Origin of the sequence: Pseudomonas spirodelae (assembly GCF_034653255.1) — a bacterium.
Taxonomy (GTDB): domain Bacteria; phylum Pseudomonadota; class Gammaproteobacteria; order Pseudomonadales; family Pseudomonadaceae; genus Aquipseudomonas; species Aquipseudomonas spirodelae.
This window is the reverse complement of sequence record NZ_JAYEET010000048.1, coordinates 44202-66397: the sequence shown is the minus strand read 5'-3', so window position 1 is coordinate 66397 and position 22196 is coordinate 44202. Positions and strand designations below refer to the sequence as shown.

Below are 22196 nucleotides of genomic sequence, written 5' to 3'. Positions count from 1 at the left end.
CTTACTTGACCACGAAATGACCCAGCATACCCTTGCCTTCTAGGCCCTTGGCATAGAAGCGGAATTTGCCCGGTTTGATTGGCACGAAGAAGATCTCCGCCTCGCCGGCATCTTCAAACTCAAGCTCAGTCAGGGTGATGGCCTTGATCTCCACACCGCCGGCTTCGACCTTGCGCAGGAAGATTGAGGTGGCGAACTCGGGGGCCTGAAAAGCGTATTCCTTCTGCCCGCTGGCGATGATCTTCAGTTGGTAGGCTTTGCCCGTTTCCAACTGGTATTCCATTTGCGACATGCTGTAGTCGCTGGCCTCGTTACCCAGCACTAGATCCGGGAGCGCCTGTGAACGTCGAGTCAGGTCGCCAGCGGCGTAGATGTTGTCGAAGCCGATCAGGCCGCTTAACACAATAAGCCCCAGCGTCAGGGTTTTGAGCGTGGTCATGACGGATACCTTTTGTTGTTTTAGTTAATAACCCCATCGTAAAACCCGGGCGCAGCAACTGACTTACTACCTTGGTACAGGCGTAGTGGTACTTTGGGCATATTTCCCGCACGCCCGGCTGTTCCTATGCTGGCAGCACCTATTCAGGAGTTGCCCATGCGCCGGATCAGCCAATCCCTCATGCTCTGCGCCATTGCCCTGTGCAGCCTGGCCACGCCGTGTCTGGCTAACCCAGGTACGGCTGAGCTAGAGATCCGCATCGCCTACCTGGGCTACACCCCCGAGACCGGCCCGCTGCTGTCTAACGTGATTCCCGAACCCGAGGATGCCGGGCGCCGTGGCGCTGAGCTGGCGATTATCGACAGCAACAGCACCGGGCGTTTTCTCAAGCACCGCTACCAGCTGGACGTGGCCGAGCGCAGCGACAGTGACAGCCTGCTGGCCGCCGCGAGCGAGTTGCATACACAAGGTGTGCGCCTGTTTGTGGTCAACGCCCCTGCCGCCACCCTGCGCCAGCTCAGCCAGGCGCTGCCCGACAGCTTGCTGCTTAACGCAGGCAGCGCCGACGACAGCCTGCGGCAAAGCCAGTGCCTGAGTAATGTGCTGCACACCCTGCCCAGCCGCGCCATGCTCGCCGATGCCTTGGCGCAGTTTTTGGTTGTACGCAAATGGACGCGTGGCCTGCTGATCAGCGGCCCGACTGCGGACGATCAAGCCTATGCCGCAGCACTCAAACGCGCGGCCAAACGCTTTGGCTTGCGCATCGTCGCGGAAAAAGCCTGGAGTTTTGATAACGACCAGCGCCGCAGCGCCCAGGCCGAGATGCCGCTGTTCACCCAAACGGCGGAATACGACGTGGTCTTGGTGGCCGATGAACGCGGTGACTTCGGCGAATACTTGCCCTACCAGACCTGGTACCCGCGCCCTGTGGCTGGTACCCAGGGCCTGACCTCGACGGCTTGGCACAAGACGGTGGAAACCTACGGTGCTGCGCAACTGCAGAAGCGCTTTGAGGCCCATGCGCAACGCTGGATGAATGACCGTGACTTCGCCGCCTGGATCGCCGTACGCAGCATCGCCAGCGCCGTCAGCAAACTGCGCCGAAACGACGCCCAGGCCATCCGCAGCCTGGCCCTGAGTGACCAACTGCCACTCGACGGTTTCAAGGGTCGCAAGCTGAGCTTTCGCAGCTGGAACGGCCAGCTGCGCCAACCCATCCCCCTGGTGCAGCCCCGCGCCCTGGTCAGCAATTCGCCACAAGAAGGCTTTCTACACCCCAACACTGAACTCGACAGCCTCGGTTACGACCGCCCGGAAGTGAGCTGCGATCTGGCTGCCAACCTATAACAAGAGGATCAACCCCATGCGTCTTACTCGCCTTGCCTGCGCCATCGCCGTTAGCCTCAGTTGCCACAGCGCCCTGGCGGCCACGGCTTATGTGTCCAACGAAAAAGACGACAGCATCAGCGTGATCGACCTCGACAGCCTGCAGGTCACCGCCACCCTGGAGGTCGGGCAACGCCCCCGCGGCTTGCTGCTCTCCAGTGACAACAAGCTGCTGTACATCTGCGCCAGCGACTCGGACCGCGTGCAAGTGATGGACCTGGCCACGCGCAAAATCATCAAGGAACTGCCCTCCGGCGCCGACCCCGAGCAGTTCGCCCTGCATCCCAACGACCGCTGGCTGTACATCTCCAACGAGGACGATGCCCTGGTCACGGTGGTCGACACCCAGAGCGACGAGGTGCTCGGGCAGATTGATGTCGGCGTTGAGCCCGAAGGCATGGCCGTCAGCCCGGATGGCAAGTGGGCAGTGAACACCAGCGAAACCACCAATATGCTGCACTGGATCGATACCAGTACCCAGCAACTGGTGGACAACACCCTGGTCGACCAGCGCCCCCGCCATGTCGAGTTCGACAAGGACGGCAAGCGCCTGTGGGCCTCGGCCGAGATTGGTGGCACGGTCAGCGTGATTGATGTGGCCAGTAAGCAGATCGAAAAAGTCCTGACCTTCCAGATCAAGGGCGTACACCCGGACAAAGTGCAACCGGTGGGGGTAAAGCTGAGTGACGACGGCAAGTACGCCTTTGTCGCCCTCGGCCCGGCTAACCACGTGGCGGTGCTCGACGCCAAGAGCTACGAGATCCTCGATTACCTGTTGGTTGGCCGCCGCGTCTGGCACTTGGCCTTTACCCCCGACCAGAAGCAATTGCTGACCACCAACGGGGTCAGCGGCGATGTCTCGGTGATTGATGTCGACTCGCTCAAGGTCAGCAAATCGATCAAGGTCGGCCGCTACCCTTGGGGCGTGGTCGTCACCCCATGAGCGCACTTCAGGTAGAGGGCGTGAGCTTTGCCTACGGCCAGCGCCACGCTCTGCAGAACGTTAGTTTCAGCGTTACGGCGGGGAGTTTTAGCGCGCTGCTGGGGCCGAATGGCGCAGGTAAATCCACCCTGATCGCCCTGCTCACCCGGCTCTACGACCTGCAACAGGGCGATATCCACATCTTCGGCCACAGCCTACGCAGCGCCCCGCGCCAGGCGCTGCGGCAACTGGGTGTGGTGTTTCAACAAAGCACCCTGGATCTGGACCTGTCGGTGCAGCAGAACCTCGCCTATCACGCGGCCCTGCATGGTTTAAGCAAGCGCGAGGCACTGGCGCGCATCGACGAGGAACTGGCGCGCCAGCAACTCGATGAACGCCGCCATGAGAAAGTGCGTGCACTGAATGGTGGCCACCGTCGCCGCGTGGAAATTGCCCGCGCCCTGCTGCATCGCCCACGCCTGCTGTTGCTCGATGAGGCCAGCGCTGGTCTCGACCCGGCCAGCCGCCTGGCGCTGAACCAGCATGTGCGCCAGCTGTGCGCTGAGCATGCGCTCGCGGTGCTGTGGACCACCCATTTGCTCGATGAAGTTGAGCACCACGATGAGCTGCTGATCCTCAATCGCAGCCGTCTGGTCGCCCAGGGTGGCGTTGCTCAAATCAGCCGCGCTGACGCCAACCTGGCCGCCACCTTCGCCCGCCTCACAGGGAGCGAGCATCATCCATGACAGCCCTATCAACGGCCTTCTTTCACTTGGAGCCTCGCCCATGAGCGCCTATTGGTATTGCCTGCAGGGCATCGTTCAGCGCGAGTGGTTGCGCTTTGTCCTGCAGCGCAGCCGCTTCTTCAGCGCCCTGGTGCGGCCGCTGCTGTGGCTGCTGGTGTTCGCCGCCGGTTTTCGCGCCGCGCTGGGCATCGCCATCATCGCGCCGTACGACACTTACATCACTTACGAGACCTACATCGTGCCGGGGCTGGCCTGCATGATCTTGCTGTTCAACGGCATGCAGGGCTCGCTGTCGATGGTCTATGACCGTGAAATGGGCAGCATGCGTATTCTGCTGACCAGCCCACTGCCACGCGCCTTTTTGCTGGCCGCCAAGCTGCTGGCCATCGCCCTGATCTCGCTGCTGCAGGTGTATGCCTTTCTCGCCATTGCCTGGGTCTACGGCGTGCAACCGCCCGCTTGGGGATTGCTCAGCGCACTGCCGGCGCTACTGCTGGTGGCACTCATGCTCAGCGCGCTTGGTTTGCTGCTGTCCAACGGCATTCGCCAGTTGGAGAACTTCGCCGGGGTGATGAATTTCGTCATCTTCCCGTTGTTCTTCCTCTCCTCAGCGCTCTACCCGCTGTGGAAGATGCGTGAGGCCAATGAATGGCTCTACTGGTTGTGCGCCCTCAACCCATTTACCCATGCGGTGGAGCTGGTGCGTTTTGCCCTCTATCAACGCTTCAGCCCTTTGGCGCTGGCTCTGTGTCTGGGCCTGACGCTACTGTTCGCCGTACTCGCCGTGCTGACCTTCAACCCGCAGCATGCGGCGCTGCGCAAGGGCAATGCCTAAGGGGCGCCAGCACAGCCAGCAGGCCTGCGCTCTAGTACTTTGGTACTGGTTTTCATCTCCAACGTAGAATTCCCAAAGCAGCAACATTGCCCTGTAATAGAACGATAAAAAGAACCGAGAACTAAGGCGATGAAACACTGCCTGGCGCTGCCAAAGCTCCTGATACTGATGGCTAGTTTGTTGCTGACCAGCGCTGCACTGGCCGAAGCCCCGCTGTTTTCAGCCGAAGGCTACCGCCTAAGCCATTACCGCAGCCCCACACCCATTAGCCACGACAATGCCCGCACGCTGGATACCGCGGCGCTGCAGCAGCTGCTGCGTGAACAACCCCAAACCCGCCTGATTGATGTCTACCGCCGGCAATGGCTGCATGGCCAGTTCATCGAGGATGAGCTGCACGCCAACCTGCCAAACAGCCTGTGGCTGGCCAACACCGGCGACGGTCAGCTGACGCCGCAGTGGCAGCGCTACTTGCGCGAACACCTACGCCAAGCCAGCCAGGGCAACACGGCATGGCCCTTGGTGTTTTATTGCCGCTCTGATTGTTGGCTGGGCTGGAACGCAATTAAACGCGCCCATCATCTGGGTTACCGCAACCTCTACTGGTACCGTGACGGCATTGATGCCTGGCAACAAGCAGGCCTGCCCCTGATACCCGCACAACCTTTGCCCTTGCTACGTTAACCCCAGTGTTACGGCTCAACCCCACCATAATCAAAACAACGAGGTGATAAGGCCATGTACAAAATTTTAATTGCCGATGACCACCCGCTGTTTCGCGAGGCCATCCATAACGTCATCAGTGACGGCTTCCCTGGCAGCAGCATCATGGAAACCGCCGACCTCGACAGCGCCCTGGCAATGACCCAGGAGCACGATGACCTCGACCTGATCCTGCTCGATCTGAACATGCCCGGCATGCACGGCCTCAATGGCCTGATCAACCTGCGTAACGAAGCGCCGACTATTCCAGTGGTGATTGTCTCCGCTGAGCAGGACAAGCAGATCGTCCTGCAGGCCATCACCTACGGTGCGGTCGGCTTTATTACCAAGTCATCGCCACGGGTGCAGATGACTGATGCCATCCAGCAAATTCTTAACGGCAACGTGTATCTACCGCCGGACATCATCCGCGCCCAGAAAAGCGGTTCGCAGCGCAGCCATCACGACCACCACAGCTTCCCGCCTGAATTGCTGCAAGCGCTGACCCGCAAACAACTGCTGGTACTCGAACGCATGACCAAGGGCGAGTCCAACAAGCAGATCGCCTACAGCCTGGACATCGCCGAAACCACGGTCAAAGCCCATGTCTCGGCCATTTTGCGCAAGCTCAATGTACATAACCGGGTGCAGGCGATTCTTTCAGCTGGCGACATTGATTTCGCGGCCTACCTGCGTCGCTAATCCCCGCAGCTATTGCGCCAGTACGCCCACGGATGGGCCCGCTAGCACCCTCCTCGCGCACTACCCTCCCCAAATAAAAGGTTAACCGCATGTCTAAAACAGCATTGATCATCGTCGACCTGCAAAAAGACTACTTCCAAGGTGGTAAGTGGCAGCTCGAAGGCACCGAAGCCGCAGCCGCCAACGCCGCTCGCCTGCTTGAGGCATTTCGCGCCCAAGGTTTTCCGGTGGTGCATGTACGCCACGTATTTGCCAACACCGACGCGCCCTTTTTCGCCCCAGGTTCGTCGGGTGCTGAGGTGCATCCGCTGGTCGCTGAGCGCCCTGGCGAAGCGGTGTTGATCAAGCAGCAGATCAACAGCTTTCGCGATACCGAGCTCAAACAGGTGCTGGATCAGGCCGGGGTTAGCCAAGTGCTTATTTGCGGCGCCATGAGCCATATGTGCATCGACGCGGTAACCCGTGCCGCTCACGATTTCGGTTACAGCTGCGCGGTGGCGCACGACGCTTGCGCTACCCTGGCCCTAGAGTTCAACGGGGTGAGCGTGCCCGCCAGCCAGGTTCATGCGGCGTACATGGCCGCACTGGCGTTTGCCTATGCCAATGTGGTGAGCACCGAAACACTGCTAAGCGAGCTGTCGTAAAGGCCCCCCCTTTAGCGCAGCCCGGTAAAGAAGCCGGCGCGCTAAAGGTGTGGCTAACCCGCTACGCTGCGGTCCAGTAGATGGCTGATAGCGGTTTTCAGCTTCATCGGTCGCACCGGTTTGTGCATCAGGGTATGACCCAACTCACGCATCTGCTGCTTGAGCTCGTTGCTGTAGTTGGCGGTGATCATCAGTGCCGGCAAGGGTGAGCTGCGCCGGGCATTGATTTGGGCCACGGCATCCACCCCGTTATGGTCATCATCAAGGTGATAGTCGGCGATCAGCAGGTCGGCATCAGCATGGTAATTATCCACCTGACGCGCCAAGTCCTCTTCAGATAAAGCGGTCACCACCTGACAGCCCCAGGCTTCCAGCAAGGTGCGCATGCCGGCGCAGATTGCCGCATCGTTATCCAGCACCCAGATTCGTGATCCGCTGAGGCGCTCCAGCAGCAGGTCTGGGGTGTCATGCACCGCGCGCGCGCGCGGCGCACGTGTGCTCAGCGGCACCTCAATGGCAAACACTGAGCCCTTGCCCTGACATGACGCCACACGGATACGGTGGCCCAGGATACGGGCAATCTTATCGACGATGGCCAGCCCGAGGCCAAGCCCGCGGTCCTGCTTCAAATGCGCCACGTCGCCGCGTTTGAACTCCTGGAAGATCTCCTCCAGTTTGTCTTCGGCGATGCCCATGCCGGTGTCCCACACTTCAATCGACACGCTTTGCCGACGCCGCCGGCAACCCAGCAAAATACGCCCACTGCTGGTGTAACGGATGGCATTGCTGAGCAGGTTGCGCAGAATCCGCGCCAGCAGCTGAATGTCGCTGTGCACCACCGCCGAGCTGGGCACAAAGTCCAGTTGCAGGCCTTCACTGCCGGCGATCTGGTGATATTCGGCGGCCAGATTCTCCAACAACTCGCTGACCGCAAAAGGCGCAATGTCGGCTTTGATCACCCCTGCATCCAGTTTGGAAATGTCGACCAGGGTACCCAGCAGGCTTTCCACATCCTCCAGCGAGTTGCTGACATTGCGCACCAGGCTGGCGCTCTCCACCAGCTCACGTTTCTCCATCAGCGCGCTGGTGAACAGCCGCGCCGCGTTGAGTGGTTGCAGCAAATCATGACTAACGGCGGCGAGGAACTTGGTTTTCGACAGGTTGGCCTGCTCCGCCTCGCCTTTGGCTTCACGCAGGCGCGCTTCCATCTGCGTACGTTCATCAATCTCGCGGCGCAGCTGGTTGTTCAGGTCAGTCAGCTCAGCGGTGCGCTCACGCACCCGTTGCTCCAAGTGTTGGTAGGCCTGATGCAGCGCTTCGGCGGTACGCCGACGCTCAGTGATGTCGCGGATCAGCACAAAGATCCCCACCACCTCGCCGCAGGCCAACCGATTGGGCACATAGGAGCGCAGCATGTAACGCTCCTGGCCGTTGTGGTTAGTTTCGGCAAACTCGAAGGTCACGCTCTCGCCAGACAGCGCACGCTCAATAAACGGTTCCAGGCGTCGGCAGTGCTCCTCAGGATGCACCACACGCAGGCTCTGCCCGAGCATTGCGCCACGCGGCCAGCAGTACCATTCCTCGTACACTTTGTTGGTGAACTGATAGGTCAGGTCCGCCGTGAGGTAGGCAATCAGCGCCGGCACGTGGTCGGTGATCAGGCGAATCCAGCGCTCGCTCTCGCTTAGCGCCTTGGCGTGGCGGTGGCGCTCGGTGATGTCGGTGAAGGTATTGACGAAGCCGCCGGTGGGCAGCGGATGGGTACGCACTTCGAGCATGCGCCCATCAAACAGGCACAGCTCCATTTCCTCGATCTGCTTGCCGTTGGCGTCGCGACTGGCGGGCGTCAGCAGCGCCAGCTCACTGTCGGCCATGACCTCGGCAAACGGCCGATGGGCATTGATCGGCGCCAGGCCACAGAGGTCGAGAAAACGGTGGTTCCACAACTCCAACTGGCCCTCGGCGTTGACCATCGCCATGCCCTGAGACAGGTTGTCCATGGCCCGCTGCAACAGCCGCGACTTTTGCGCCAGAGCCTGTTCGCGGCGCATGGTTTCGTTGAGTTTGACCTCAGTGATATCGGTGTAAAGGATCACCAGCCCGCCTTCGCGGGTCGGCCGTTCGCTGACCTGCACCCAGCGTCCGTCCTGCAGCCGGTAGAGCATGTTGTCATCGCGGTTGCTGCGCTGCTCCTCGACCACCAGACCCGTGCTTTTGCTTAAGCGTTTGATCTCCGCCAGACGTGTGCCAGCGGAGATACGTGCCCGGCTGCCGGCCCAGAATGATTTGAAGCGGCTGTTGAACAGCACAATGCGCTGCTCACGGTCGAACAAGACAAAGGCATCGGAAATGCTCTCGATCGCATCAATCAGGTGATGGTGTGCGGTTTCCGCCCGCAGGCGTGCATCGCTGAGCAACTGGTTACTGGATTTCAGTTCGGCCATGGCCTGGTTCAGCGCATCGGTGCGCTCACGCACCTGCTCGGCCAGCACCACCGAATGCTGGAACGCCGCATAGGCGTCGTCACCGCGAGAATGGGCCGACTCGACCCGCTCAATCAACGCGCTGTTGATCTGCCGCAGCTTATCGTTCTGCCGCTCCAGCTCACTGCAGCGTGCCTGCAGCTCAGCTGTATCAGCCTTAAGTGGGGCGACCAATGGCAACTCCGGTGAAGGTCTGGTTGATATGCATGCCATTGAACTGCTCTCCGTAGGTGTTGAACCCAATCACCTTCTGGCTGCGCAAAAAAGCCGAAATAGCGTCAACACCATCGCGCCCTTCGATTTCCATACGACGTAAAAAACAGTCACAGCCAATGGTCAGCAGTAACGGCCCGAGGCGCTCGCGCAACCCGTCAAACACGCTCTGCAGGTCTGGCAGCAGCGGCCCTGGCTGCATGGCAGTCAGCACGATGCCGTTCTCCACCGCGCAGTAGAAGGTCAAACTGAGGTCATCATTGACCCGCTGAATCGAGCGCACGTAGTACTGCCCACCGATGCGCACGGCCAGTGGATGGGCGGCAAACAGGCGGTGATTCAGCTCACTCAGCGGCACGCCAATCAACTGCGCATACTCCTGCGCTGCCGGGGCGGCATTGAGCTCATAAACAGTGCGACTGGTGCTGTCGGCGCGGGTCACCACCAATTTCTCGGTGCGCGGCAAAATGTGGTGGGTACTGAACACCTCGAAATCCAGCCAGGTATTGAACAGCACCACCACCGCCGCGCCGGTGTGGAATTCACCGTTGTAGTAAACGTGGGTGTGGGTCAGGTGGTTGTCGTCACCGGCCGAGCCGCCAAAATGCGGAATGCTGCCTAACGCCGCACTGAGTGCCCCCAGCACCACTTCCTCACGGCTGGACAAACCGTCAAGCAGGGTCAGGGCAAAGCTGTGCCCCTTGATGCTGGCCAGCTCGTTGTTGCGGCAATCACTGACCAGGCGCTCGACCAGTTGCTGCGCATCAATCAGGCTGAAGCGCTCCATTTCGTCGATCAGCGCGCTGGCAATCGAGAAACTGCGGTGATCAAAACCGATGGCACTGACGCAACCACGGTCATAGCCCTCGGCGGTGATCTCACCGGCACTGGTACAGCCCACCAGTTTGATCCCGCCAAAGTACTGATCCAGTGACTCACCAAGCCTATGCAGGTCATATTCGGCCGAGCAGAAAAACAGCACGAAGCCCAGATGCGGATGAATCAACTGGCGGGCTAATTCCTGGGCCACCAGCTCGACATCCGTGGCGTTAGAGGTGGCGGTCACCACACCTTCAGTAAGCGTATGCGGCATAGCGGCCCCTAATGCAAAACACTTTAATTCATGGGGACATTCTACGAAGCTAGCCAGCGCCGCCCCATGCCACTTGAGTAGCGCAGGACTAATCCCTAAGTAGCGGGCCAGAACAGCAGCGTCAGCACCAGCATGGCGCTATAGAAGCCGATCTCCAGGGTTTCGCTGAGCGGCTGAATACGCCGCAGGGCGCCATAGACATGGACGATGACCATCATCACGGCGACTGCCGCGAGCATCTCGAAGACCATATCAATGGCCTCGCCGGTCAGCGCGGCGCGCAGCATCATGGCTTCGAGAATCAGAATAAAGGCACCCAGACAGCGGCCGAAGTAAACGGCCAGATCGGTATGGGTCGGAATCTTCCAGCCCATCAAGCGGGCCCAAATCAGCGGGATACAGAAAATCGGCAAGGCAAACACCAGGGTGGTCGCCAGCGCCAGAATCAACAGGTACTGCGAGGCGTAAGCACTCCATAAACCAAGCATCGGGTCGTCCTTGAAAGTAACTTTGGGGAATTACAGACAGCGCATTAACACAATGGGCAGCGCCAGTAATACGCCACTGCAGGGCAGCAGAATCAGCAGTACATCCAGGTGCATGGCAACCTCCAGCTAAAGCCGGGCAACTTCTGCCCGGCCTGAACGGCCTGCTTACCAGCTGAGAACGGCACCCACCGCGAAGGTGTTGGTGTCCTCACCCAGACCGCTGCCCTCGGCGGCATCGATCTCGTACTGGTTGTACTCGGCCACCAGCTTGAGGTTGTCGTTGATGGTGCGGAAGTAGGCAATGCCGCGAGTCTCGTAGTCGGCGGCCGTACCCAGCAGGCCGTTGCCGTCATCCTCGGTTTTGCCATAGGACAGCGCCACGCGGTTTTTGCCGAAGGTGTAGGAGCCCTGGAGCAGGTAGCCTTCGCTGTCGATCTCGCGCAGCGTGGCTTCACCGGCGTTGTTGGTGAAGAACGGGTTGATCCCTTCAGCCTGGAAGCCCGACGCGGTGACCGAGAAGCCGGCCATCTTCGCCTGCACGCCGTAACCCAGGCCTTGCGAGGTTACGCTGTCGACGGCCTTGTCGGTGTTATCGGAGGTTTGGTAGGCGCCGTTGAGCCAGGAGTAGATGGTCGCGTCGCCCACATCGAACTGGTAGCTGACCTCGGACTCGAAGCGCGGCTCTTCCTGGTAGGACTTGCCCACGGCGCTGTCATCGTTGGTGTCCACTGGGTCCATGATGCCCACCGCCACGCGCAGGCCTTCTGCCAGGTTGTTGTTGCGGTAAGTGATCTGCGAGGTCGGGAACGGGTACGGGTAGCCGGTGCCGATATTGCCGAACGAGACGCCCGTGCCATCGACCAGGCCCAGGGTATCGCTGACGTTGCCGTAGCCGGCCAGCAACTCATCGAGGAAGATGTTCGAGCGCGAGAACAGCCCGAAGTCCTTACCGACCAGCACTTCACCCCACTCTGGCGAGGCCACAGTGCCGTAGAACTGACGCACATCGATGGCGGTATCGGTGCCGTTGGTTTCACTGTCGTTAATGGTGACCCAGAACGACGAACGTCCGCCGAGCTGCAGGCCATCGATCTGTTTGCCGAAGTTAAAACCGATCCAGTTCGGCAAAAAGCCCATTTTCACCCGCGATTGACGGCGGTCGAATTGCTCGCCCTCGCGGTCAACATCGCTGGTCACATAAAAGGCATTGATGTAGCCATCAGTGGAAAAGGTGGTGTCGTCCTGGTCATACAGGACAATTTCGGCGGCAGCCTGTTGAGCGGTGACCAAGGCAACGGCGGCAGCCAAGGTCAGGGGCAGGAATCGGGTGCTGGCGATCTTCTTGTTGTTCATAACACTCTCCGCTGGAAGGGACGACCGGCAATGGTCAGTCAGGTCGGAGGCGATTATCGAAAAGCCCAGACAGCCGCCATACGCTGCAATAGCGCTGTTTGCTTGCTGCTTTGGAGCGGCCTAGGGTGTGCAGCGAAACGATGTAGGACTAACAGGCCAATCGAGCCAAGCCACAAGGATGACCACCCAAGGTCGTAGAGGGACTAATTTACCGGCAGCACAACGCCCGCCTTAAATAGCGCATAAAAATCCATAGGTTCAGGATGTGGCGCGCAACGGCGCCTGGGCATTACTGGGTGTGGGTTTGCGGCAGATTTAGCGGGACGGTGCTTGGTTACTCAGCACATACCAGCCACCAACGGCATGACTCAGCGCCTGCTGCGCTTGCAGTACGGCGTCCGGATCTAGCTGCTGCAGCGCCAATTGCACAGTGTCGCCATGCTCTGCGGACAAGCCCGCCAGATGCGCCTGCCAGGCGTGCTCAGCCAGCCCTTCGCAGCTGTGCGATTGCACTTGCCACTGACGACTCAGGGCATCAGTGGCGCAGGCCAATGCAGGGTGATTCAGCTCAAGCAGGCAAGTGTTACGCGCCTGCAAAAATGCCTGAATATGCTCAACAATCGCCGCGCCATTGCAGCTCGGTGACTGCACGCCAAACAGCAACCCACGCCGGCCCTGGATCTGCCGGTAGCTGCAAAACACCGCATACCCCAGCTGCAGCTCACTGCGCAGGCGCTGATAGAACGCGCCCTGATGCAGATGCCCAAGCACGCGCCAGCAAGCCTCGGTCAACGCCGAGTCATCGGGCTGCGGGCAAAACAGCAACAGCGCCGACTCGCCCTCTGCCGCCAAGGTCCGCCAATGCTGCCCAGAGGCAACTAAGGGCAAACCGGCTGACACCGGCAATGGGTGCGCTGCGCTAAACAGCGCTTCAACCTGCTGTTGCTCGCACGCATCCAGCCCCACACCAAGCGCTTCGACGTGTACCTGACGATAGCGCTGCTGCAGCGTTGCCAGATCAAGCCGGACGTTATCAATAGGCTGCCGACGGAATAATTCGCTGCAATTCGCCAAGAGCTGACGGATTGGCATGGCCTGGCGCTCAAGCGCGGCACTTTCAACCGCTGAGCGCCAGTGTGCAGCATCGGCGTGCAGCAGTGCCGGCATGAGCAGTGCTATCGCACGTGGCAACAGGCTGGCACTGCCCTGCAAACACACACTCAAACTAGCGGCCTCGGCATCCAGAGTCAGGTTAATGCCAAGCTGAGCCAGGTGTTGGCGAACCTCACGCAAGCTAACCTGCGCCAGCCCAAGCAACAGCTCAGCCTCAAGTGGCTCGGTAAAGCAGCAGCGAGCGTGCCATACGGCCATAGGAACAGGCTGGCCAGTAACGGCCTTGGGCGCGGGTAGCCAGGCGAAACCAGCTGAAACCTTCAGCACCGCGCCCAGCTGCTGCGCCGGTAGCAATAAGGGGTTGAGCCCAGGCAACTGCCAGTAACCACGCAGGGCTGGTAATGACAATGCGGGAGCACACGCCATACGCAAGGGAAAACCCGCACCGGGCCAGCCAGGCAATACGTCGTTATCCGCCGTCACTGTGCAGCGGCGCAGCGGCTCCTGCAGTTGCTGCAAGAGTATGCTCAGCGTTTCAGTGTCAGCGTGCGACGACTCTTGCCAGTAACGCGCCAAGGCCAGTGGCGTCATGCCATGCAGGCGATGCGACTGAATCTGCAGATAACTTTCGAGGCAACGCGCAGGGTCAGCATGTGTATTAACAAAAGCCAGCCAGTCCAACAGCAAGGCAAGGCAGTCAGGCGCTGATGCCGCGCCACACACACTCACCAGCAGTAAAGCCTGACCGCCATGGCAGTAAGGCACCTGTACTTGCAGGCCCTGTGCCAAACCACGCTCGCGCAAGCCCGCAACCAGCCCCCCAGAGCTTTCATCCAATAACCAGCTTTGCAGCCAAGCCAAGGTTTCAACTGCTGAGGCCTCAGGTAAATCCAAGGCAAAGCCAAGATACAGGCTGTCCATTGCACCAGGCAGGTTCAGGCGCAAATGCTCAGTACGCCATGGCAACATCGGCAGCGGCAACACACGTGGCGTCGCCATCGCATCGGCCACAACCCGCCCATGACGTTGCGCCAAGGCGTAAAGCTGCTCAATCGGCTGCGGCGCAACGATACTCAGTTGGCAATTACCGGCGTGATAGAACGCCCGATGAAAAGCCCGCAACGCCTGCTGGAAGGCCACCTCGGCCACCGGCAGGCTGTCGCGATTACCCGCTTGAAACACCGCACTTCGATGCCCATCCGCCAACACCTGCCCCAACGCGGCACTGAGCAAGGTATCGGCATCCTGACCACGGGCCATAAATTCCGCATGCACCACTTCACGCTCGCGGACCTGGTCAACCTCCGCCAAAATCGGCTGGGCAACCATATCCAGCAGCCGTGCCAGCGCGCCGTCCAGAGACGCCGCAGGTACTTCACAGAAATATTCGCTGTAACGCGCCTGCGTGGTCGCATTCACGTGCCCGCCACAGGCTTGCACAAACGGCATCAAGCGCTGCTCAGCGGTGAATCCTTCACCGCCAAGAAACAGCAAGTGCTCGAGAAAGTGAGCTAATCCGGGATAAGCCAGTGGCTCGTCATGACTGCCGGCATTGACCCGCAGACACAACGCTGCATGGCTTAACCAAGGCTGGCTGAGCAGCATGACCGGCAAGCCGTTATCCAGATGGCGGCTCACCGGTTCCATGCGCTGGTCAGAGGTGCAAGCAGGCAGATTGAGCATGACGGACAAAGCCGTAGCAAACATGAAAGAACGAGGATCGACTGCCTGACAGCGCAGCACAATTGTTCTTTAGATGTAGTCAGAGCCTACCCCTGCATCGCCCGCTGCGGCAGTTCTAGCGCTTCTATTTAGAGTCGCCGCGCTTAGATAAATGCCTGTTTAGCGACGCCGCGCGGCATGCGGTTTGTACCCGGCAGTTGTTGCAGCCGTTGCAACCAAGCAGCGCGAGGGCTCAAGGTGGATTTCGGCTTCGCTGTTTCAGCCGCTAACTGGGCAGCTTTCGCGGCTTTGGCCGCCGCGCGCAGTTCGGCGAGGGTGGGTGTTTTACGTACTGGCTCTGCGGCGCCCTTTTCAACGGTGCGCAGGCAAAGCTTGCATGAAACCTGAGTAACATCCTGAGTACTTTTTAGGCTCAATCCTGTTCGCCCGCATGCAACATTGTCCTGAAGCGTGGAGTAATGAATTGCCAACGTGTTGTCTCCTGCATTTTTGGGGGCGCGGATTCTACACGGTTCGGCTGCAGGACAAAGGGCCTCACCTAAACAAAGTCAGCTTGTCGGACAGTTGGTTTGTCCGCCTGAGCGGCAGGGGCTAAGACCTAGGCTCGCGCTGTAAGCGCGTGGTATTTCGGCGAGCCCGCGCAAAGCGCTGCCATATAACTGCCGTCATACCTATGCGACAATACGCGGAATATCCGGTATGAACCCCGCATTGATCACTCAGCCATTGGGCCGTAACGCTCTGATGTTGGTGTCGATGTGCGCCCGCTGGATCAACTCAAGCTCCATCTGGAGCAAACTGGAACAGCTGAATATTGGTATCCAATCGCTATCAACACCATTCAGCAAGCCGCAAGTCATTGATAGGTAAGACTTTTGATCTCCACCGCTAACATCACCATGCAATTCGGCGCCAAGCCACTTTTCGAGAACGTGTCCGTCAAATTTGGCGGTGGCAATCGCTATGGCCTGATCGGGGCCAACGGCTGTGGCAAGTCGACCTTTATGAAAATTCTCGGTGATGATCTGGAGCCATCCAGTGGCCAGGTGATGCTGGAGCCGAATGTTCGCCTGGGTAAGCTGCGCCAGGACCAGTTTGCCTACGAAGAATTTACGGTGATCGACACCGTGATCATGGGTCACGAAGAGCTGTGGGCGGTCAAAGCCGAGCGCGATCGCATCTATTCGCTGGCGGAAATGAGCGAAGAAGACGGAATGAAGGTCGGCGAGCTCGAAGGTGAGTTCGCCGAAATGGACGGCTACACCGCCGAGTCCCGCGCTGGCGAGTTGCTGCTCGGCCTGGGTATTCCGTTGGAGCAGCATTTTGGCCCGATGAGCGAAGTCGCGCCGGGCTGGAAACTGCGCGTATTGCTGGCGCAGGCACTGTTCTCCGATCCAGAAGTGTTGCTGCTCGATGAGCCAACCAACCACCTGGACATCAACACCATCCGCTGGCTGGAAAACATCCTCACCCAGCGTAACAGCACCATGATCATCATTTCTCACGACCGTCACTTCCTCAACAGCGTGTGCACCCACATGGCTGACCTGGATTACGGCGAGCTGCGCCTGTTCCCGGGCAACTACGATGAGTACATGACCGCTGCGACCCTGTCTCGCGAGCAGTTGCTGTCGGACAACGCCAAGAAGAAGGCGCAAATCAACGAGCTGCAAAGCTTTGTTAGCCGCTTCTCGGCCAACGCCTCGAAATCCAAGCAGGCATCGTCGCGCGCCAAGCAGATCGACAAGATCCAGCTGGCCGAGGTCAAGCCGTCCAGCCGCGTCAGCCCGTTCATTCGTTTCGAGCAGAACAAGAAGCTGCATCGCCAGGCAGTGATCATCGACAAAATGGCCAAGGGCTTTGACGGCAAAGCGCTGTTCAAGAACTTCAGCTTCCAGGTTGAAGCCGGCGAGCGCGTGGCGATTATCGGCCCGAACGGTATCGGTAAAACCACCCTGCTGCGCACCCTAGTCGGCGAACTGACCCCGGATGCCGGTAGCGTGAAATGGACCGATAGCGCGGAGCTGGGCTACTACGCCCAGGATCACGCCCACGACTTCGAACGCGACGACACCCTGTTCGATTGGATGGGCCAGTGGACCACCGGCGAGCAGATGATCCGCGGCACCCTTGGGCGCATGCTGTTCAGCAACGATGACATCCTCAAGTCGGTAAAAGTCATCTCAGGCGGTGAGCAAGGTCGCATGTTGTTCGGTAAGCTGATCCTGCAAAAGCCTAACGTGCTGGTGATGGACGAACCAACCAACCACCTGGACATGGAATCCATCGAAGCACTCAACCTGGCGCTGGAAAATTACCCCGGCACGCTGATCTTCGTCAGCCACGACCGTGAGTTCGTCGGTTCCCTGGCCACGCGCATCATCGAGCTGTCGGCCAATGGCATCACGGACTTCAGCGGCACTTACGACGACTACCTGCGCAGCCAGGGCGTGATCGTCTAAGAGTTGGCGAACACCTTGCCAGACGCCGGCTAAACGGCGAAGAAAAAGCCCCGTTCGCAGAACCTGTGAGCGGGGCTTTTTTGCGTACGCCTGACTTAAGCGTAGTGGCGACGAAGAAAGTCCACGAGCAGCTTATTCACCTGCTCAGCCTGCTCGTTCTGGATCCAGTGGCCGCAATCTTTCAGCACATGCTGTTCAAGCTGAGTGATGCGCTTGGGCATCTGCTTCAGCGTGTAGGCTTCGAGTGTGCCGACTGGATCCTTATCCCCGAGCAAAAACAGCGCCGGTTGTTCGATCTGCCGATCAGCCAGGGCCTCGGTACGCTGCCAGTTACGCTCGAAGTTGCGGTACCAATTGAGCGCGCCGTAAAAGCCGCGCCCCTCAAAAGCACTCAGGTAGTGCTCGAATGCCGCGTTGTCGCACCAAGCAGGCAAGGTGGCGGGATCATGCATGCCATCAAACAGCCCTGCCCCTGCGGGCTTTTCCTGCAGGAAGTGATCCTTAGGCGCGGCGGCAGAGGTGTTGTACATCATCATGCGCAGGGTGCGCGGTATGTCGGCATCCATTTCCGCCTCGGCGATGCCAGGCTCTTGGAAGTGCAGGATGTAATGAAAGCGCTCGGCATACAGCTGGCGCATAATGTCGATGGCCGGCTGCTTCGGCCGACCGCCAAACGGCACTGCCATCCCAACCACCGCCTTAACCCGATCGGGCTCAAGCAAAGCCAAGTGCCAGGCAATAGGCGCGCCCCAGTCGTGCCCCACCACACACACCTGCTGCTGACCGAGCTGGTCCATGGTGGCCTGGATGTCAGCGCAAATGGTCATCACGTCATAGGCGGCAGGATCGCGCGGCGCACTGCTCTGGCCATAGCCGCGCATTTCCGGGATGAGGACGCGATAACCCGCCGCTGCCAAAGGCGCAATCTGCTGTCGCCAAGAATGCCAGCACTCAGGAAAACCGTGCAGCAGCCAGACCCATCGACCTATTTTAGGGCCGGCACTGTAAAGGCTCAGGTCGATCCCGTTGACCTGAAGTATGTGGTGCTCAAGCTGATCCATATGCGTCTCCGTTATCTGCGGCCACTATGACAAAGGCGCATCCGAAGATGCGCCCTTATTCACCCGCCGAATACGCCTGCAGCAATCAGCCTTGCGCAGTACTCCAGTCAATCCACTGCAACTGCCAGGTCGCCAAAATCAACAAACCAAAGCCAATGCGATACCAGGCGAAGGCTGCGTAGCTGTGGTTACCGATAAACTTGAGCAGCGCCCGCACCGCAATCATGGCGAAGATAAACGAGGTGACAAAGCCAATGGCAAATACCGGAAAGTCGCTGGCCTGAAACATGTCGCGGTACTTGTAGCCGGAGTAAACAGCGGCGCCCACCATCGTCGGCATAGCCAGAAAGAACGAGAATTCGGTGGCCGCTTTGCGCGAAAGACCGAACAACAGGCCGCCAATAATGGTCGCGCCAGAGCGTGAAGTCCCTGGAATCATCGCCAGGCATTGGGCAAAGCCAATTTTCAACGCATCTTTCCAGGTCATCTCATCTACGCTTTCGGCGTGCACCAAATGGGTACGCCGCTCAGCCCACAGCATGATCACCCCGCCCACCGCCAGTGCTAGGGCCACAGTGATGGGGTTGAATAAGTAATGATGGATAAGATCAGCAAACAGCACACCCAGCGCCACGGCCGGCAGAAAGGCGATCAGCAGGTTGGCAGTAAAGCGTTGTGCTTGAGGCTCTTTCGGCAACCCAACAACAATGCCAATAATTTTGCGGCGGTACTCCCACACCACCGCGAGAATCGCCCCAAGCTGAATAATGATATTGAAGGCCATCGCCCGCTCACCGCCAAAGCCGATCAGGTCGGCCACGATGATCTGGTGCCCAGTACTGGAAATTGGCAAAAACTCGGTAATGCCTTCCACGATGCCCAGAATCAGTGCCTGAACAGCAACCCAAAGATCCATCCCCACTCCTAAAAGCGTGCCTTATTCAGCACGAACAACAAATTATGACGATGTATACGCAAGGGCTGTCGGACTGCCCGCCTTAAATAGGGTTCCGGGCGAACAGAAAAAACAGGCAAATCACATACTTAACCAGTAGCGGCGAAAATCCTAACAGAGAACCCACACACGCACCGCACTCGGATGCTTTACGGCCACGTAAAGCTTTAGGCATTAGCAAATACTGCACCTTAACTACCCGACTATTAGCCTAAGGTCTAAGGTAGAAAAACAATGCTCTTAACCTATAAGAAGCGAGCAAATGCCGAATCTCAAAAAGGAAGAAAAACGCTATGAATAGCCTGCGCAGCCTGCCGATAAACCGCCGTTTATGGCTAATTCTGGTGGTGGCTATCGCCATGCTGGTTATTCAAGGCGCCTTATTGCTCAAGCAGATTCGCACCGATCTTTACGCCGCCAAAGCAGAAAAGACCCAGCACGTGGTGCAGAGCGCGGCAGGCATTTTACAGCATTATCAAAGTTTGGAAGCGGCAGGCAGCCTGCCCCGCGATGACGCGCAGAAACAGGCAATGGAAACGATCCGCGGCCTGCGCTATGCCGGCCAGGAATACTTCTGGATCAATGACCAGACACCGGTAATGGTCATGCACCCGACCAACCCCAAACTGGAAGGCCAGAACCTCTCTGGATTCAAAGACCCAGATGGCAAAGCGCTATTCAATGAGATGGTGGCTATCAGCAAGAGCCAGGGCGCGGGACAGGTTGATTACCGCTGGCCCAAGCCCGGGGCGAGCGAGCCAGTACCCAAGATCTCCTACGTACAGCTGTTTCAGCCCTGGGGCTGGATCATCGGGTCCGGCGTCTATGTAGATGATGTGCAGACTGAGTTTAAAACCCAGGCGCTCAATACCATCGCGATTGGGCTGGCGATTGCTGTGTTGCTGATCTTACTGGTGGTGCTGATTGTGCGCAGTATCACCCAACCGCTGCAGCAAGCCGTCAGCGCGATGGCCAATATCGCCAGTGGCGATGGCGATCTGACGCGCAACCTCGACACCCACGGTAACGATGAACTGACCGCCCTGTCCCGTCACTTCAATGCTTTTACCGACAAACTGCGCCTGGTGATCAAACAGTCTCTTGAATCCGCCAGCCAGCTTGATGTCGCGGCCAAAGAACTGGGACAGATATCTGGCCAGTCACAACAGCACAGCGAACAGCAATCGCAACAGATGGAACTGGTTGCCACAGCGATTAACGAGGTGACCTATGGTGTGCAGGATGTGGCGAAAAATGCCGAGCACGCCTCCAGCGAAGTGCACGCCGCCGAAGACCAGGCCACTCAGGGCCAGCAAAATATTGAAGCCAGCCTGCGGCAAATTAACGAGCTGTCCGGCACGATTGACCAAGCCGTAGCCGTGATTCAGGCGTTAGCCCAAGAAAGCACGCAGATTGGCAGCGTATTGGAGGTGATTCGCTCGATTGCCGAACAGACCAACCTGCTGGCACTCAACGCCGCAATTGAAGCGGCCCGTGCCGGCGAGCAAGGTCGCGGCTTTGCCGTAGTGGCCGACGAGGTGCGCCTACTGGCACAACGCACGCAAAAATCCACGGCGGAAATCCAGGTGATGATCGAACGCCTGCAAGGCAACTCGGAAGCGGCGGTCAAGGTCATCCATGACAGCAGCAAAGCCTCCCAATTGACCATCGAGCAGGCCAGCCTGGCAGGTGCCAGCCTCACACAGATCGCCAGCGGGCTGCGTAACCTCAGCGGCTTGAACGCTTCCATCGCCAGCGCCACGCTGCAACAATCGCATGTGGTCGAAGACATCAACCAGAACGTCACCCAAGCCGCCAGCCTGGCGCATAACAATGCATTGGCCGCGCAGCAATCCAGCGATGCAGGGCAACACCTGGGCCAGTTGGCCGAGCAGCTAAACCGGCTGCTGAGTCAGTTCCGGGTATAAGGAAGACATGAGCAGCATGGAGCACCAGGAAGTTGACCTGAGCAAACCACAGAACCCAGATTTGATCTGGGACTTGGACAACATCGCCCGGCGAGAGCTGGCCGAACGTTTTATCAAGCTGTTCGAGAACCGCCTGTGCGTTTACTCGGAGTCGACGCGCCAGCTGTATACCAACTACGACCTGCACTTCCCCAGCGACCTAGGCCGCAAGATGGTGGTACTGCCCAACCCGTACGCGTTCCACGACACCCTGCACGGCATTGAAGCCCAGGCGATACGCAAGACGGGGCTGTGCGTGCTGCCCGGCGTGGTATTGAAAAAGCCAGGGCTGCTGCTGACGACCATGATCAAGGAAGGCGGCCCGGCACCAAAGACGATGCAATTCAAACCGGCCTTGGCGCAAATCATCAGCAACCAGAAAAAAGCCGGTGATATCTTCCTGCCGATCATGATCAAAGGCGATTTGCGTGAGTTTAATCAGCAAATGCCCTACATCCACCTGCACCGCTTACAAGTCAGTCGCCTGACTCGGCTGTCGACCTTTGAGCGTGAGGATATTCAGCAGACTATTACCCGCAAGCTTCTTATGCTCTATCGCCAGGCCGACAGCCTCAGCTGCTAATACAACCCGCGGGTCTAGCCCATACAAAAACGGGCCCTCGTTACCGAGGGCCCGTTTTGTTATTTATCGCAAAAATTCGGAGCAGCAACCGCTACTGCTGGCTGACCCAAAATACTGCGCTGACGACGAAGATTACAATCAAGGCAAAAATAGCCTTGGCATCGACTGCGCTGTCAGCACTGTCCGGCTCGCTATGTTCGGTCATGGACTACCCCTCTTGTTATGTTTTTAGGTCAATCGCCTACTGCAGTTAAGACCAGCGCAGTCGCTTGCTCAAGCCGGGCAGCGATGTTCAGCGACGTGCTTATCTCATTAAGTTCTTTCCATATACTCAAACATCACTTTTGCGCATAACTCCGAGCTGGT

Annotated in this window: 19 protein-coding genes and 2 pseudogenes; 12 read left to right on the top strand and 9 right to left on the bottom strand. The window is 58.8% G+C overall.

The features are described from left to right. Position 1: 1 nt before the first annotated feature. Positions 2 to 439: a cupredoxin domain-containing protein gene (locus SOP97_RS16030; protein ID WP_322950111.1), complete on the bottom strand. Its 438-nt coding sequence runs from the start codon at positions 437 to 439 to the stop codon at positions 2 to 4. Positions 440 to 595: 156 nt separating this feature from the next. Here SOP97_RS16030 and SOP97_RS16025 point away from each other — a divergent pair, with 156 nt between their 5' ends. The 7 genes from SOP97_RS16025 (at position 596) to SOP97_RS15995 (ending at position 6376) form a co-directional block, all read left to right on the top strand. Continuing rightward, positions 596 to 1786: an ABC transporter substrate-binding protein gene (locus tag SOP97_RS16025; RefSeq protein WP_322950109.1), complete on the top strand. Its 1191-nt coding sequence runs from the start codon at positions 596 to 598 to the stop codon at positions 1784 to 1786. A gap of 16 nt (positions 1787 to 1802) precedes the next feature. Beyond that, on the top strand, positions 1803 to 2768 hold the full coding sequence (locus tag SOP97_RS16020; protein WP_322950107.1) for a YVTN family beta-propeller repeat protein: 966 nt from the start codon (positions 1803 to 1805) through the stop codon (positions 2766 to 2768). After that, the gene (locus SOP97_RS16015) at positions 2765 to 3493 is read left to right on the top strand and encodes an ABC transporter ATP-binding protein (protein WP_322950105.1); all 729 of its coding nucleotides are present in this window, start codon (positions 2765 to 2767) and stop codon (positions 3491 to 3493) included. Before SOP97_RS16020 ends, SOP97_RS16015 begins: the two co-directional genes overlap by 4 nt. 40 nt (positions 3494 to 3533) lie before the next feature. After that, positions 3534 to 4328, top strand: a complete 795-nt coding sequence (locus SOP97_RS16010; protein WP_322950103.1) for an ABC transporter permease — start codon at positions 3534 to 3536, stop codon at positions 4326 to 4328. Positions 4329 to 4457: 129 nt separating this feature from the next. Then, the gene (locus SOP97_RS16005) at positions 4458 to 5012 is read left to right on the top strand and encodes a PQQ-dependent catabolism-associated CXXCW motif protein (protein ID WP_411912077.1); all 555 of its coding nucleotides are present in this window, start codon (positions 4458 to 4460) and stop codon (positions 5010 to 5012) included. Between the two features lie 54 nt (positions 5013 to 5066). After that, entirely contained in the window at positions 5067 to 5732 is a 666-nt protein-coding gene (locus SOP97_RS16000; RefSeq protein ID WP_274086634.1) for a response regulator transcription factor, read from the top strand. An 89-nt stretch (positions 5733 to 5821) separates the two neighbouring features. Continuing rightward, complete coding sequence (locus tag SOP97_RS15995) at positions 5822 to 6376, top strand: cysteine hydrolase family protein (protein ID WP_322950098.1); 555 nt, start codon at positions 5822 to 5824, stop codon at positions 6374 to 6376. 53 nt (positions 6377 to 6429) lie between these two features. On the opposite strand, the gene nahK is transcribed toward SOP97_RS15995, so the two are convergent. The 6 genes from nahK to SOP97_RS15965 all read right to left on the bottom strand — a co-directional run bounded on the left by nahK (position 6430) and on the right by SOP97_RS15965 (position 15272). Next, positions 6430 to 9072: a hybrid sensor histidine kinase/response regulator NahK/ErcS' gene (gene nahK / locus SOP97_RS15990; protein WP_411912076.1), complete on the bottom strand. Its 2643-nt coding sequence runs from the start codon at positions 9070 to 9072 to the stop codon at positions 6430 to 6432. Beyond that, complete coding sequence (gene nosP / locus SOP97_RS15985; RefSeq protein ID WP_322950096.1) at positions 9017 to 10165, bottom strand: nitric oxide-sensing protein NosP; 1149 nt, start codon at positions 10163 to 10165, stop codon at positions 9017 to 9019. The genes nahK and nosP overlap by 56 nt, the downstream gene beginning before the upstream one ends. Before the next feature lie 95 nt (positions 10166 to 10260). Further along, on the bottom strand, positions 10261 to 10653 hold the full coding sequence (locus SOP97_RS15980) for a hypothetical protein (RefSeq protein WP_322950094.1): 393 nt from the start codon (positions 10651 to 10653) through the stop codon (positions 10261 to 10263). 165 nt (positions 10654 to 10818) lie between these two features. Beyond that, positions 10819 to 12006 (bottom strand): porin, encoded by a 1188-nt coding sequence (locus tag SOP97_RS15975; RefSeq protein ID WP_322950092.1) that lies wholly within the window; start codon positions 12004 to 12006, stop codon positions 10819 to 10821. Between the two features lie 315 nt (positions 12007 to 12321). After that, positions 12322 to 14802 carry a pyrroloquinoline quinone biosynthesis protein PqqF gene (gene pqqF / locus SOP97_RS15970; RefSeq protein WP_322950090.1) on the bottom strand — a complete coding sequence of 827 codons (2481 nt, stop codon included), beginning with the start codon at positions 14800 to 14802 and terminating at the stop codon, positions 12322 to 12324. A 143-nt stretch (positions 14803 to 14945) separates the two neighbouring features. Beyond that, on the bottom strand, positions 14946 to 15272 hold the full coding sequence (locus SOP97_RS15965; RefSeq protein ID WP_274086641.1) for a hypothetical protein: 327 nt from the start codon (positions 15270 to 15272) through the stop codon (positions 14946 to 14948). A gap of 229 nt (positions 15273 to 15501) precedes the next feature. Here SOP97_RS15965 and SOP97_RS15960 point away from each other — a divergent pair, with 229 nt between their 5' ends. Both SOP97_RS15960 and SOP97_RS15955 read left to right on the top strand, forming a co-directional pair. Next, positions 15502 to 15672 (top strand): integrase, encoded by a 171-nt coding sequence (locus SOP97_RS15960; protein ID WP_322950088.1) that lies wholly within the window; start codon positions 15502 to 15504, stop codon positions 15670 to 15672. A 5-nt stretch (positions 15673 to 15677) separates the two neighbouring features. Beyond that, entirely contained in the window at positions 15678 to 17264 is a 1587-nt protein-coding gene (locus SOP97_RS15955) for an ABC-F family ATPase (protein WP_274086642.1), read from the top strand. A gap of 95 nt (positions 17265 to 17359) precedes the next feature. Here SOP97_RS15955 and SOP97_RS15950 read toward each other — a convergent pair whose 3' ends face one another. Together SOP97_RS15950 and SOP97_RS15945 are read right to left on the bottom strand one after the other, a co-directional pair. After that, positions 17360 to 18325 (bottom strand): alpha/beta fold hydrolase, encoded by a 966-nt coding sequence (locus tag SOP97_RS15950; protein WP_274086643.1) that lies wholly within the window; start codon positions 18323 to 18325, stop codon positions 17360 to 17362. Between the two features lie 85 nt (positions 18326 to 18410). Beyond that, positions 18411 to 19241 carry an undecaprenyl-diphosphate phosphatase gene (locus tag SOP97_RS15945; protein ID WP_274086644.1) on the bottom strand — a complete coding sequence of 277 codons (831 nt, stop codon included), beginning with the start codon at positions 19239 to 19241 and terminating at the stop codon, positions 18411 to 18413. A 332-nt stretch (positions 19242 to 19573) separates the two neighbouring features. Here SOP97_RS15945 and SOP97_RS20465 point away from each other — a divergent pair. The 3 genes and pseudogenes from SOP97_RS20465 to SOP97_RS15935 form a co-directional block, all read left to right on the top strand. Next, positions 19574 to 20302: pseudogene (locus tag SOP97_RS20465) on the top strand (cache domain-containing protein); the annotation flags it as partial. A gap of 141 nt (positions 20303 to 20443) precedes the next feature. Continuing rightward, positions 20444 to 21208 (top strand): annotated as a pseudogene (locus SOP97_RS20460) (methyl-accepting chemotaxis protein); the annotation flags it as partial. A 7-nt stretch (positions 21209 to 21215) separates the two neighbouring features. Then, on the top strand, positions 21216 to 21830 hold the full coding sequence (locus SOP97_RS15935; protein ID WP_274086646.1) for a hypothetical protein: 615 nt from the start codon (positions 21216 to 21218) through the stop codon (positions 21828 to 21830). Positions 21831 to 22196: the final 366 nt, after the last annotated feature.